8 protein-coding genes are annotated in these 13,455 nt (G+C 42.8%); 6 read left to right on the top strand and 2 right to left on the bottom strand.

Annotated elements, in window-relative coordinates:
• Positions 1-63: 63 nt before the first annotated feature.
• Positions 64-2,625, top strand: a complete 2,562-nt coding sequence (locus PSF28_RS19605; protein WP_272685514.1) for a fimbria/pilus outer membrane usher protein — start codon at positions 64-66, stop codon at positions 2,623-2,625.
• 68 nt (positions 2,626-2,693) lie between these two features.
• On the opposite strand, the gene PSF28_RS19600 is transcribed toward PSF28_RS19605, so the two are convergent.
• On the bottom strand, positions 2,694-3,893 hold the full coding sequence (locus tag PSF28_RS19600) for a hypothetical protein (RefSeq protein WP_210835819.1): 1,200 nt from the start codon (positions 3,891-3,893) through the stop codon (positions 2,694-2,696).
• A gap of 243 nt (positions 3,894-4,136) precedes the next feature.
• Positions 4,137-6,971, bottom strand: a complete 2,835-nt coding sequence (gene uvrA, locus PSF28_RS19595) for an excinuclease ABC subunit UvrA (RefSeq protein ID WP_210835817.1) — start codon at positions 6,969-6,971, stop codon at positions 4,137-4,139.
• Between the two features lie 540 nt (positions 6,972-7,511).
• Here uvrA and PSF28_RS19590 point away from each other — a divergent pair.
• The 5 genes from PSF28_RS19590 (at position 7,512) to PSF28_RS19570 (ending at position 13,426) form a co-directional block, all read left to right on the top strand.
• Entirely contained in the window at positions 7,512-8,033 is a 522-nt protein-coding gene (locus PSF28_RS19590) for a single-stranded DNA-binding protein (RefSeq protein ID WP_109912589.1), read from the top strand.
• Between the two features lie 158 nt (positions 8,034-8,191).
• On the top strand, positions 8,192-9,439 hold the full coding sequence (locus PSF28_RS19585; protein ID WP_272685513.1) for a tyrosine-type recombinase/integrase: 1,248 nt from the start codon (positions 8,192-8,194) through the stop codon (positions 9,437-9,439).
• The gene (locus PSF28_RS19580; protein WP_272685512.1) at positions 9,426-10,988 is read left to right on the top strand and encodes a site-specific integrase; all 1,563 of its coding nucleotides are present in this window, start codon (positions 9,426-9,428) and stop codon (positions 10,986-10,988) included. The genes PSF28_RS19585 and PSF28_RS19580 overlap by 14 nt, the downstream gene beginning before the upstream one ends.
• Positions 10,981-13,014, top strand: coding sequence for an integrase (locus tag PSF28_RS19575; protein ID WP_272685511.1), 2,034 nt, complete (start codon positions 10,981-10,983; stop codon positions 13,012-13,014). Before PSF28_RS19580 ends, PSF28_RS19575 begins: the two co-directional genes overlap by 8 nt.
• A gap of 151 nt (positions 13,015-13,165) precedes the next feature.
• Positions 13,166-13,426, top strand: coding sequence for a hypothetical protein (locus PSF28_RS19570; protein WP_080348002.1), 261 nt, complete (start codon positions 13,166-13,168; stop codon positions 13,424-13,426).
• Positions 13,427-13,455 lie beyond the last annotated feature (29 nt).

Genomic DNA, 13,455 nt, shown 5'->3' with positions numbered 1-13,455 from the left:
TTAGAATTTTTTACTGTTATTTTGTCTATGACTCAGCAGAACAGCACAGGCGATGAACTTATCATGAAGTTACCTTATTTTAAAATTGGCTTACTGCCTTCATTAGTTTTATTGCCTTTTATGAGTCAAGGTGATGAATATTTTGATCCGAATTTACTCAATGAACAGCTTGGTATTGATGCCAGTGATATCAACCTAAGCCAGTTTACAAAAAATAACAGCACCCCTACAGGGGAATATACTTTGCAGGTTTTCGTTAACCAGCAACCTAAAGGTGAACATCGTCTTAACTTTATTATTAATAAGCATGATGTTGTAGTCCCCGAACTAACGATTGAATTGTTGTCTTCTCTCGGTGTAAAAATTGATGCTATTTCTAAATTACGAGGGTTGCCTAAAGATTATATTATTACGGAACTACCTGATTTTATTGAAGATGCAAGTGTCGATACACATTTATCAACACTAAGTGTCAATATCAGTATTCCACAAATTGCGATGGATAATACCGCAGAAGGCTATATTCCCAATGAACTTCTTGATGATGGTATTACGGCATTAAAAACAAATTATATGATAACAGGTAACCATTCAACGAATGAGCAGTTTTCATCAGGAAAGCAAAAGAACGATAATTTATTTATTAATCTAAATAATGGTTTTAACGTTGGTGCATGGCGACTTCGTTCAAATTTTTCTCATACCGTTAATCGTCAGTATGGTAATGGTACTCGCCATAATCAAACGAGAAGCCACTTTTCAAATACAGCGGTCTCTCGAAATTTGTATAGCATGCGTTCTGAATTATTGGTTGGTGAAAGCAGTACTCGTGGTGAGCTATTTAACTCGATCCCTTTTAAAGGGGTTCAATTAAGCTCTAACGATCAAATGCTGCCAAGTAGTCTCCGTGGTTTTGCTCCTGATATCAAAGGGATTGCTCAATCAAATGCCCAAATTACCGTACGTCAAAATGGTTATGTTATTTATCAAACCTACGTATCTCCTGGGCCTTTTAGTATCCAAGACCTTGCAACAGGTAGTAATTCGGGGGCATTAGATGTCACCGTAAAGGAAGAAGATGGTTCTGAGCGGACATTTACGGTGGCCTTTTCGTCTTTGCCGATTATGCAGCGCCCTGGCGGATGGCAATATGAACTCACAACAGGTCGCTATGATGGTGGTGTAACTGTTGGGTCAAAAGAGTCTGATTTTCTTCTGGCTAGTGGTATCTATGGCTTGCCAAATGATATTACGATTTATGGGGGAGTGATTGCAGCACAAGACTATTGGTCTGGTGTTTCTGGGATTGGGTTTTCAATGGGAGATATCGGTGCTATTTCTGCTGATATTACCCATGCTCAGGCAACGTTAGATCAACAAACTCACCAAGCACAGGCCTATCGTGTGCGCTACGCAAAAAATATTGTAGCCACGAATACCTCAATTGATTTATCTGGAACACATTATACCTCGAAAGATTATTATACTTTCAATAATTTTAATAATTATAACTATCGATATGTTGATTATGTTGCACCTTGGACGGGGATACAGGAACGTCGACAATATTCGGCCTCAATCTCGCAACCGCTGGGAAACTATGGCAACCTATATTTTTCTGGAAGTCGTAATGAATATTGGAATGATGAACAGAATGTCACTCAAGTTTCAGCGGGTTACAATACCAGTATTAAAGGGGTCTCATACGGTATCAATTACAGCATTGATAGAACTAAAAATAGCGAGCAATGGCCAGAAAATCGCCAAATAAGTTTTAACCTCAGTATCCCTTTTAGTTTATTTTCGAATTCACCAGCGGCCCGTAACATTAGCAGCACTTACTCTATTAGCCACGATAATAACGGTAAAACAATTCAGCAAGCAGGTGTTAGTGGGAGCTTATTAGATTCAAAACTGACTTATGGCGTTTCACAAAGCTGGGGTAACCAAAACCAACGTAGTTCAGGCAGCCTTTACACTAACTATGCAGGCTCAAAAGGAACCGTTTCTGCAGGGTATAATTATTCAAATAGTTATAATTCTGTAAATGCGGGAATTAATGGCGGAATGGTCATTTATTCGGGAGGGTTATTATTTGGTCGTAGTATGAGTGATAGCTTTGCTATTGTTGAAGCTGAAGGTGCTGAAGGAACCCATCTAGCGATAGGGAGTACGCAAATCAATGCTCAAGGCCAGGCAATTTATCCTTATCTCTCTGAATATTCAAAAAATAGTGTCGGTTTAGATGTCAACTCTCTTCCTGATGATGTGACACTAACACAAACATCGAAAAATATTTATCCAACCTCAGGCGCTATTGTTAAAGTGAAATTTGATACCCGTATAGGTTATCAGGCTATTATTCAACTAAATGATGATAATGGGATCATTCCATTTGGAGCAGTTGCCACATTAGTGGATGATTCTGTAACAGAGGAAAATACAGGGTTAGTCGGGGATGACGGCCAATTGTATATGAGTGGGTTGCCAAACTCGGGAGTGTTGCGCATTCAATGGGGAATGCAAAATAAACAATCATGCGATGTGCATTTCAGTGATTTGCAAAATATAACGCCAACCCCAGATAATCCCATCAGGACACTTTCTCTAAATTGTGTTCGTTAATATAAAAAATAAAAAGACGTGCATTAACATTAGCACGTCTTCTCATCTATTTAGTCACGTCATGAAAACTAACTTTTAATAAAAAATTCTAGATCTGCTTTACCTTGATACTCCCCACTTGGTACCTCCGGTGTTCTACACAATGCCCAAGAAATATCAAACAACATCGCTTTTTGGGTGTTTTTTACACCAAGATCGACTTCCTCACCGTGGAAACTCATTAATTGTGAATTGGTGGAATCATTACAGTTTAAGGATGCAGATTTCCCTGATTCATAAATGCGACCAATAACCCAAGGTAAAACCTCTGACTTAACGGTGGTATCAACAGGTTTTAAGAGTAATTTTTTGGGATTACTTGCATCAAAATCGGTGTCTTTTGCTTTTGCTATCATTCTGACACTGTCCTGTTTACTACCATTACAGGTTATTGTGAGTGAAGATTTATGTAATGATTGCATTTCATCTGAGAAAGAGTGTTTAATTTGGCTGTTAGTGAGATTACTGACTTCGCAATAGCGCAATATAGTAATATCCGCATCAATATTTAAGCGGATGGCGCTTTTTGCTGCATTAATATATCCACTGGTCATAAAATACAATGGAACTTTATTACTGTATTGCATCTTACCTGAAGGTAAATTGCTATCAACATACAGTAATTGGGGACGCGAAACAGATAATGTTAGGTTTTTATGACCACCTTTAGGGACAGTGTTATAGCTGTCTGACGGAATAAAACAAGCCCCGGTGACCCCAGGTTTCGGGATATGGCTGAGTTTCGAGCTATTATCTCGGGTAAAAAAGGTACCATGGTATGCAGGTTCTAACCGGTTAGAATATTTACTAATAATTAAATCATAATCTAGTTGCGGAACCACATATGCATTTACTCCCCCTTCATTATTGACGAGTGGTGCACCATAAGTATTAGCAATCATATAAGGAATTTTAGCAAAGCCGGATAAGTCACATTGTGATTGGTTATTACTGATACCTAACAAGGGGATGGTTTCTAACCAGTATTTTTTTTCTACATTATCAAAAATAGGTTCGGCATCTAAGACTGTATCTCCAGTTAACGTTCCTTGTACTTCTTGTGCGAACCGATCTGATAAAGTTAGATCAATGACGCCATGTAATTTTAGTGTCGCGGTACCAACAACGGCTGACTCAGATGAAAGAGATACCCCTAACATACCAACAAATAACATAGCGATGAGGCTCGATCGCGTATAAGTGTTTTTTTTATGTATGTTTGTGTTCATCGCTATTGTCATATCCTGACCACATAAAAGAAAAGGAGACTTAGTACTTCATAGATACTAATCTACATTGAAAGAAGTATTTCGTATAATATACGTTGTTTTAATTTCTTCGTCATAGAAATTGCTAAGATAAATAGAATGTCGAGGTTTCGGCGATAATTTGCTCGTTATTGCTGCGAAACTTGAGTGAATATCGATAAAGTAAAGGGAAAGCAATATCGGCTTTCCCTTATGTTTTGTTGATTAATAGCCGCGTTCTAAAATTGTTTTCAAGAACCTTGCAGTGTGCGATTTTTCACACTCAGCGACTTCTTCTGGTGTGCCAGCAATTAAAATTTCACCGCCACCACTACCACCTTCTGGGCCTAAATCGACAATCCAGTCCGCTGTCTTAATGACATCAAGGTTGTGCTCAATCACCACAATGGTATTTCCTTGATCACGAAGCTGATGTAAAACAACTAAAAGTTGTTGGATATCAGCAAAATGCAGACCTGTTGTTGGTTCATCCAAAATATAGATAGTTTGGCCTGTTCCGCGTTTAGACAACTCTTTAGCTAATTTCACACGTTGTGCCTCACCCCCTGATAGAGTTGTGGCTGACTGACCGAGACGGATATAGGATAAACCAACGTCCATCAAAGTTTGTAGCTTGCGGGCAAGGGCGGGTACAGCATCAAAGAATTCACGAGACTCTTCGATAGTCATATCCAGAACTTCATGGATATTTTTACCTTTATATTTAATCTCTAAAGTTTCACGGTTATAGCGTTTACCTTTACATTGGTCACAAGGGACATACACATCAGGTAAGAAGTGCATTTCAACCTTGATGACTCCATCACCTTGACAAGCCTCACAACGGCCACCTTTTACGTTAAAGCTAAAACGTCCTGGGTTATAACCGCGAGTCCGAGATTCAGGTACACCAGCAAATAACTCACGCACAGGTGTAAACACACCAGTATAGGTGGCAGGGTTCGAACGTGGTGTCCGGCCTATTGGGCTCTGGTCAATATCAATCACTTTATCAAAGTGCTCTAAGCCTTCGACATCCAAATAAGGCGCGGGTGTGATGGTGGTCGCGCCATTTAATTGGCGTTGAGCAATAGGGAACAACGTGTCGTTTATTAAGGTCGATTTACCGGAACCCGATACACCCGTAATACAAGTAAATAACCCAACTGGGACTTTTAATGTCACATTTTTCAGGTTGTTACCTTTTGCCCCAAACACGGTCAGCATTTTATCTTTATTAATTGGAACGCGTTTTTGCGGGATGTCAATTCTGCGCTCACCACTTAAAAATTTACCTGTGAGTGAATCTGGGTTTGCGACAATATCTTCCAATGTTCCTTGGGCAACAATTTGCCCGCCATGCACCCCAGCACCAGGGCCGATATCAATCACATGGTCTGCGGCGCGGATCGCGTCTTCGTCATGTTCAACCACGATCACGGTATTTCCTAGATCGCGTAGGTGGATCAATGTTTCAAGTAATCGGTCATTATCACGTTGGTGTAAGCCAATTGATGGTTCATCAAGGACATACATCACGCCCACTAAACCTGCACCAATTTGGCTTGCTAAACGGATGCGTTGTGCTTCACCACCGGACAAGGTGTCGGCAGAGCGTGATAGGGTCAGATAATTAAGCCCAACATTGACGAGAAACTTCAGGCGATCGCCAATTTCTTTTAAGACTTTTTCTGCGATTTGAGCACGCTGGCCAGTGAGTTTTAGGTTTTGGAAAAACTCCATTGCGTGGCCAATGCTGTAATCTGCGATTTCCGGCAAAGTCGTATTTTCAACAAAGACAAATCGCGCTTCTTTACGTAAGCGTGTTCCATGGCAAGAGACACATGGACGGTTACTGATATATTTCGCTAATTCTTCACGGACAGCCGTTGATTCCGTTTCTTTATAGCGGCGCTCCATATTATTGAGTACGCCTTCAAAAGGGTGTCGGCGTACAGTGATATCGCCACGGTCATTACGGTATTTAAACTCAATCGTTTCTTTGCCTGAACCATATAAAATAATTTTTTGGATAGCGGGGCTCAGGGTGTCGTAAGGTGCTTCCACATCAAATTTATAATGCTCAGCTAATGACATCAGCATTTGAAAATAATAAAAGTTACGGCGATCCCAACCCCGAATTGCGCCACCGGCAAGTGAGATTTCGGTATTTTGGATGACTCTTTCGGGATCAAAAAACTGCTGGACACCTAAGCCATCACAGCTTGGACAGGCTCCAGCTGGGTTGTTAAAAGAAAATAGGCGAGGTTCAAGTTCTATCATACTATAGCCGCAAACGGAGCAGGCAAAATTTGCTGAAAAAACCAGCTCTTCTGCGTTTGTGTCATCCATATCCGCGACAATTGCGGTACCACCAGATAGTTCTAGTGCGGTTTCAAAAGATTCGGCTAAACGCTGAGCAATATCATCACGAATTTTGAAACGGTCAACAATGACTTCAATTGTATGTTTTTTTTGTAATTCAAGCGTTGGTGGGTCTGATAGATCGCAAACTTCTCCATCAATTCGGGCGCGGATATAGCCTTGGCTGGCCAAGTTATCGAGTAACTTAACATGCTCCCCTTTACGTTCTTTAACGACAGGAGCAAGTAGCATCATTCGGCGATCGGTGGGCTGAGCCAAAACATTATCGACCATCTGGCTAACCGTTTGAGCCGCAAGCGGTATGTCGTGATCAGGGCAGCGAGGTTCACCAACACGGGCAAATAATAATCGCAGATAGTCATGAATTTCTGTGATGGTTCCGACCGTCGAACGTGGGTTATGTGAAGTGGATTTTTGTTCAATTGAAATAGCAGGAGATAACCCTTCAATATGATCGACATCCGGTTTTTCCATTAAAGAAAGAAACTGGCGGGCATAAGCAGATAAAGATTCAACATAACGGCGCTGACCCTCTGCATACAGGGTATCAAAAGCTAAAGATGATTTCCCTGAACCAGATAACCCAGTAATAACAATGAGTTTGTCGCGAGGGATGATGAGATTGATGTTTTTCAGATTATGCGTACGTGCGCCGCGGACTTCGATATTATCCATTTACCACTTCCCGGATGATTTGATATTGAACAATCGCAAGAGACTATTATCACATATTTATGGCTGAATGGATATACAGTGGTTGTCATATTTTCCTGCATGTCATATTTTCCTACTCGTCATATTTCAATCCACAGTGGGTTGGCTGCGCTCAGCTACGTAGGTCACATAACTTTTGTATGCTCCCTACGATATCTTCGTTTGCCGCCTAGCCACAGCTTGAACTATTTAGAGTAAGATTTTAATGGTGAAACAGAAAAACAGAAAAACAGAAAAACAGAAAAACAGAAAAACAGAAAAACAGAAAAACAGAAAAACAGAAAAACAGAAAAACAGCGATCTGAATTTATCGAAAAGATAGATACGGTGTGAACTATTTTGTGTCTATACTGAAAATTGGCACGGTAGCGTTTCACCAAAAGTTGGAAAGCGTTTCGCAAGAACGCTCAGTAGTTTCAATTTCGTGGTGCAAAAAAGCGAGGTCGTGGTAAACTTCACGGCTAATCCAGAGATTAAAATTCAATGCATCAGGAGTAATAAATGGCCAGCAGAGGCGTAAATAAAGTAATTCTTATCGGTAACCTAGGACAAGATCCAGAAATCCGTTATATGCCTAACGGCGGAGCTGTGGCGAACCTGACTCTGGCAACTTCTGAAAGTTGGCGTGACAAGCAAACCGGTGAGATGCGTGAAAAAACCGAATGGCACCGAGTCGTTATTTTCGGCAAACTTGCTGAAGTAGCAGGTGAATACCTAAAAAAAGGTTCACAAGTCTATATCGAAGGTTCTCTGCAAACACGTAAATGGCAAGATCAAAGCGGTCAAGATCGTTATACGACAGAAGTTGTTGTGAATATCGGTGGCTCAATGCAAATGTTAGGTGGCCGTGGCGGTGATGCACCATCACAAGGTCAAGGCGGTCAAGGTGGTTGGGGCCAACCACAGCAGCCCCAAGCAGCACAACAATTCAGTGGTGGTGGAGCGCCAGCCGCACGCCCATCAGCACCTGCACCACAAACCAATGAACCACCAATGGATTTTGATGACGATATTCCATTCTAGGATTTACCTAAGACGTTTATGTAATTAATTATCTATCAGGCCTCTGTTAATACAGGGGCTTTTTATTTGCCGCGTCTCAAAAGTGTCAAATCGTAATTGATATCTTCCTAACATACTGTGTACCTTGCAATTATGTAAAGTGTATGGGGTATGGGCACATGAAGGATAACTACAAGGTTACAACATTTGTCATGGACAGTGGCGAGCGATACTGCATGGTGGTGGATCGTTCTTCTTGCCTTCCCGTGTATTACCCGACTCTTTTTTTAACAACCCAAATCCGCAACAGAGGGGATGCTTTTTCAACTATGCTAGCAGCAGCTAGCAACCTTGTTGTGCTGCTACGCTTCTTAGATAATCGTGGCATTGACCTAGAACAGCGATTTTTGACCAAAAATTTCTTCAAACCTTACGAACTGGACGATCTGCGGGATTTTGCTCAGCGCAAGCAGGGAAAGAAGCTGTTAGTTGCTTCTTCTACACCTTGGTTGGAAGATGCGAGTAGCGATACTGTTGATAACGGAACATTGCATTCCCGGCTGACAACATATGCCAAATATTTAGGTTGGTATGCAATGCATATTTTAAAGACGGCAGAACCGGGCGTTGTCGAACAGATCAATGAAATGTTGCAGCACATAAAGATACGTCGACCGTCGAAAAAGCGCAGAAACAGTGAATGGCAAGACAGGTCATTGAATGATGTGCAATTGGATACGCTATTTGAAGTTATCAAGCCGGGATCAGATTTAAATCCTTTCTCAATAGATGTTCAGCGTCGCAATCGGCTGATGATCTTACTTCTGTTTTATCTTGGTATTCGAGGTGGGGAATTGTTAAACATCAGAATACAAGATATTGATTTTAGTACTAACAGGATCCGTATATTTAGGCGAGCAGATGAGCTAGCTGATTCTAGAACCAATCAGCCCCATGCTAAAACGAGAGACCGGCTCTTGCCATTGGCTGAATCCCTAGTTCAAGAACTACATAGTTATATCATCCAAGATCGCCGGAAAGTCCGAAATGCAAAGAAAAATGACTACCTCTTTGTCACTTATAAGCTAGGGCCAACAGTTGGAAACCCTATCTCTAAAGGGGGATATCATAAAATCTTTTCCGTGGTCAGGGCTGTATCACCACAATTGTATGCAGCGACAGGGCATTCGTTCCGCCATACATGGAATCGAAAGTTTTCAGAAAGAATGGATGCCATGAATGAGCAAGTCAGCGAGGAACGCCAAGAGCAGCTCCGTTCTTACTTAATGGGTTGGAGAGATAGTTCGGGAACTGCAGCGACTTACAACAAGCGTTTCATTCAGCAAAAAGGGTTTAAGGCCGCTTTGGCATTGCAGGAAGGTAATGGCACTCGCTTGCCAAAGGACATGAAGAATGATGACGAGTAAGTTCCTACCGGCATTAGTGTCCGAGCGAATCTGTGCTAGGGCCAATGGCTATTTCTTTCACTTATATGATACATCGTGGATATTGGATAAAAATACCCACGCCACTCTTGCAGATATTCACCATTACTTGTCAGGTGAGGGGCTCAATGGCTGCCTACGCACGCTAGCATTTTATGCTTCTACTCAATCTGCTCCTCATACTCTGAACATTATTATGCGGTTTCAGCACATGCTGCGAGAGACTCATGCGAGAGAAATTACTGATACGGTATTGATTAATTATCGGGCGAGACTATTGCCTGCGACGGAATGGTATCTGGCAACTATACGTGGCTTTCTTCGAACTTGGCACCAGCTTGGTTATCCCGGTATCAGCAAAGATGTGATCAGTTTGTTGGATGGCTGGAGGCTGAAGGGTAATCGTAAGGGAGATGCGGTTAAGCGTCAGGATCCTCAAGAAGGGCCTCTGACGGATAATGAGCTGACAGCGTTTAACGAGGGGGCTGTTCGGGCTTATGAAAAGAGCTTAATTACCATAGCGGAGTTGGCTTTGGCACTTAGCATCAGTCATACAGGACGACGACCCATCCAGATCTCGCTGCTTCATGCGGTCGATGTGCTTTGCGGTAAAAATGAAAAGGGAGAGCCATTCTATGTTTTGAATGTGCCGCGAGCCAAGCAGCGCAGCAGTTCTTTTCGAATAAACTTCAAGCTCTTTGCGATATCACCGGAACTATGGGTAATTCTGAACACTCAGGCAAAGAATGCAATTGCAATGGTTGAGAATCGTCTGGGGTTTGAATTGCAGGAAGATGACCGACAGCAAATCCCTCTGTTTCCAGATCTTGATGTGTTAGCTACCGTCCAGTCTCCTTATGAATTCCGCCAACTGTTTGCTACCGACAAACTCCACATTCCCGCAGCAAAGATAACCAACACACTCCAGTACATCATAGAAAAATCTGATATCCGGTCAGAACGTACTGGTGAGCTATTACATATCAATGCTCGTCGTTTTCGCTATACCACGGGCACACGAGCTGCCAAGGAAGGATTTGGCGAATTGGTGATTGCGGAACTACTTGACCATACGGATACCCAAAACGCCGGCGTTTACATCAAGAACATTCCCGAACATGTGAAAAAGCTTGATGAGGCGGTTGGCTTCCAACTAGCACCATACGCCCAGGCCTTTGTCGGGGTACTTGTCGATTCAGAGAGGGGCGCGCATCGAGGTAACGACCCTGCCAGTCGCATTAGGACCGAGATAGGCCATGGTGTAGGTACTTGTGGGGAGCATGGTTTTTGTGGTGCCAATGTTCCTATTCCTTGCTACACCTGCATGCATTTCCAGCCTTGGCTGGATGGCACCCATGAGGATGTCTATCAGGGGCTGCTCAACGAGCGTGAACGGGTGAAAGAGATAACCGGCGATATCCAGATTGCTGCCATACTTGATCGCAGCATTATCGCGGTGGCAGATGTGATCATGCGTTGTGCAAAACGTCGTGAAGAGCTTAGTCCACAGGGAGCAATCGCCAATGGCTGAGATTTTCCAGTTTAAACCAAAGGCTACGCTGACAGCAGCACAAAACCTTGGAGTATTCATATCCAAGTGCCGAGTACAATTGATTGTATTCGGTTCCGATCTGAATTGGGAAGCTCCTGTTTGGCCAAACATAACAGTGTTTGCCAAGCTAGGCATTATTACGCGAACACCTATGCAGGGAGAGGTACAAGACCCTGCGTTCATTGATTTCGCCAAAGCCTATTTTCGTTACCAGCAGGGACATCATCCCACAGGGACAAAGAATGAAAGTAAGGCCCTCCGTGCGATTGAGGCGGCTTTAATTCAAGTAAATGGAAATGCAAATATTGATGGTCTGTCGATTTCAGTACTGGATGAAGCATCTGAATTGGCAAGGCAGCACTACTCTGATGGTGCTGCATATCATTGTGGCCGAGAGATTGAGCGGCTGGCTAAGTTTGTCGTTGAAAATCGACTTGTATCAAGTGCCGTGCAAAATTGGGTTAATCCCATTAGGCGTGCAGAGGACAAAAACAAAACAGGCAGAGAGGCTAAAAAAAATAGGGAAAAGAAACTACCGAGTGATATTGCCCTCAACGCGCTTGCGGAAATTTTTGCAAACGATCCAATGGATGAAAGAGACATATTTACAACATCGGTGTTTGCTATGTTGATGTCTGCTCCTTCGCGCATTTCTGAAGTGTTAGCACTTCCTGCAGATTGTGAGGTGTTTGAAACCGATAGCGAAGATATAGAACGCTATGGTTGGCGTTTCTTTGCAGGTAAAGGCTATGAAGGGGGCATTAAATGGATACCCACTGTAATGGTTGGCGTTGCTAAAACAGCTATCGCTAGAACCAAAATGTTATCTGAGAATGCTCGACAGCTGGCCAAGTGGATTGAGATACACCCGGATAAATTTTACCGCCATGCTAACTGTCCTGATGTCGCTGATGATGAGCCGTTGACAATGGAACAGTCTTGTATGGCTCTCGGTCTTGCTTGTAAATCCAAAAAACAATGTCGTTCTTCTCTCTTTAATCGAGGGTTAGCTCAAGAAGATGGTTCGCACACACTAAAAAGCCTGTGGCGCCATGCTATGGCGCGATTGCCTGATGGTTTTCCGTGGTTTGATAAAGACAAGGGAATTAAGTACAGCAATGCTTTGTTTGCACTTAATGTAAATCAGTTCCACGGGAATCGCCGATGTATACCGATTGAATTGTATAAACCAACCAATAACTTCTTTAATAATGATCTGACGCCTCGGGAGACTTTGAATGGAAAACATGCCAGTATCTTTGATCGCTATAATTACCATGCTGAAAACGGTGAACGGGTTAAATTAACCTCGCACCAAGCTCGGCACCTACTTAACACCATAGCTCAGCGTGGTGGGCTCTCAAACTTGGAAATTGCCAAGTGGTCTGGTCGGGCAGATATGAAACAGAATCGAGCTTACAACCACATGACTGAATATGAGTTGGTTGGCATGTCTGAACGCCTCGATCCCTCAAAAGGTCTATTTGGGCCTGCTGGAGATGTGGCTAAGCACCTTCCTGTGACTATTCAAGAGTTCAATACGTTAGATCATGCCGCAGTCCATGTGACGGAGTATGGCTACTGCGTGCATGATTACACCATGGGCCCTTGCGAGAAGTTCCGAGATTGCGTCAATTGTACTGAGCAGGTTTGTATCAAAGGCGAGGATACAGAAATATTGGATCGAATTAAGAAAAGTTTGGTGAAGTCGGAACGAATGTTTTGTATTGCTGATGCAGCGGTAGAACGCGGCGAGATGGGGGCTGATCGCTGGTATCAATACCACAAGAAAACTGTCACCCGGCTTCGTGAGTTAGTCGCTATTTTAGAGAATCCAGACATTGAAAATGGTACCCAGATTAAGCTCCGGGGCAATGATTTCAGCCAGCTTCGCCGTGTTGTCGCAAAGACGTCTATTGCGGCCATCAAGCAAAAAGGCAAAAAAAGTGAAGAAGCTGTGATGTTAGATGATTTGACAACTTTGTTAGGAGGTGGCCTTGGCTAAGCATCTGGACAATAGAGACATTAACGCCATCGTGAATCTAATTCGAGGATGGCAGGAATCAAAACTGTCCTGGTCAGCAATTTGAGAGGCGGCAGAACCATTGGTCGGAAAGTTGCCGTCAAGACAGTCCCTTAATGCACATGGGGCAATAGTGACTGCCTATCAAACAAAGAAAGAGGCGCTTAAAGGCCGTGGCCCCAAAAATCCGCGTCCAGCTAGTTTGAACATTGCAGCCGCTAGGATTGTGAATCTTGAAAGCGAAATCGAAGAGCTTAAGGAAGAGAACCGGAGGTACAAACAACAGTTTGTGATCTGGCAATACAATGCATACAAACATGGAATGACAGAACATCAACTCAATGCGCAGCTGACAAAGATTGACCGTGAGCGCTCTGATGGAGAAAGAAGATAGTTGCTGAGTACGATATCGAGGGTGCATTT

The sequence above is a fragment of the Providencia sp. PROV130 genome, from assembly GCF_028482225.1.
GTDB lineage: Bacteria > Pseudomonadota > Gammaproteobacteria > Enterobacterales > Enterobacteriaceae > Providencia > Providencia rettgeri.
This window is presented reverse-complemented; position numbering and strand designations above follow the sequence as displayed.

What these genes read in the sequence shown, in the direction of transcription:
- PSF28_RS19605 (WP_272685514.1), top strand. Translation starts at nt 64, where the DNA reads ATGAAGTTACCTTATTTTAAAATTGGCTTACTGCCTTCATTAGTTTTA.
- PSF28_RS19600 (WP_210835819.1), bottom strand. Translation starts at nt 3,893, where the DNA reads ATGAACACAAACATACATAAAAAAAACACTTATACGCGATCGAGCCTC.
- uvrA (WP_210835817.1), bottom strand. Translation starts at nt 6,971, where the DNA reads ATGGATAATATCGAAGTCCGCGGCGCACGTACGCATAATCTGAAAAAC.
- PSF28_RS19590 (WP_109912589.1), top strand. Translation starts at nt 7,512, where the DNA reads ATGGCCAGCAGAGGCGTAAATAAAGTAATTCTTATCGGTAACCTAGGA.
- PSF28_RS19585 (WP_272685513.1), top strand. Translation starts at nt 8,192, where the DNA reads ATGAAGGATAACTACAAGGTTACAACATTTGTCATGGACAGTGGCGAG.
- PSF28_RS19580 (WP_272685512.1), top strand. Translation starts at nt 9,426, where the DNA reads ATGATGACGAGTAAGTTCCTACCGGCATTAGTGTCCGAGCGAATCTGT.
- PSF28_RS19575 (WP_272685511.1), top strand. Translation starts at nt 10,981, where the DNA reads ATGGCTGAGATTTTCCAGTTTAAACCAAAGGCTACGCTGACAGCAGCA.